Annotated in this window: 1 protein-coding gene; it reads left to right on the forward strand. The window is 63.5% G+C overall.

Annotation, left to right across the window (positions count from 1 at the left end; all coding sequences use genetic code 11):
* On the forward strand, window positions 1-693 hold a 693-nt coding region (locus HLH48_RS22860; RefSeq protein WP_182999733.1), incomplete at both ends, for an IS1380 family transposase.

The raw sequence follows: 693 nt of genomic DNA on the forward strand, positions 1-693 counted from the left end.
CTGGCCATTGCCTGCGGCTATGAGGACGCCGACGACCTCGATCACCTGCGGCGCGATCCGGGTTTCAAGCTCGCCTGCGGACGACTGCCCGATACGGGGCGGGATCTGTGCTCGCAACCCACGATCTCGCGTTGGGAGAACGCCCCGACTTTGCGCGAGGTCATTCGCCTGACTTATGCCCTGGTCGATACATGGTGCGACAGCTACGCCCGGCCACCCGTCGCGGTGACGCTCGACATCGACGATACGGTCGATGTGGTGCATGGTCATCAGCAACTCGCCCTGTTCAACGCGCATCACGACGAGCGGTGCTTTATGCCGATCCATGTTTACGATGCCGCCACGTCGAGGCCGGTTGCCATTGTCATCCGTCCAGGCAAGACCCCGTCCGGACAGGAAATTCGTGGTCACCTGCGTCGTCTGATCCGCCGTATTCGCAGCCACTGGCCCAATACCCGGCTGACCATGCGCGGGGATAGTCATTACGGACGTCCCGAAGTCATGGCCTGGTGCGAGGCGCATGACGTCGATTACATCTTCGGCCTTGCGGGCAACAGCGTGCTGCACCGGCTTCTCGAACCCGCGGCCGATGATATCCGCGTCCGGCGCGCCGAGACGCAGGCACAGTCCCTGCGCGGCCATGCCGAAATCCGCTATGGCGCGAAATCCTGGAAGAAACAGCGGCGCGTGGCC

Origin of the sequence: Gluconacetobacter sacchari (assembly GCF_014174255.1) — a bacterium.
GTDB classification, from domain to species: domain Bacteria; phylum Pseudomonadota; class Alphaproteobacteria; order Acetobacterales; family Acetobacteraceae; genus Gluconacetobacter; species Gluconacetobacter sacchari.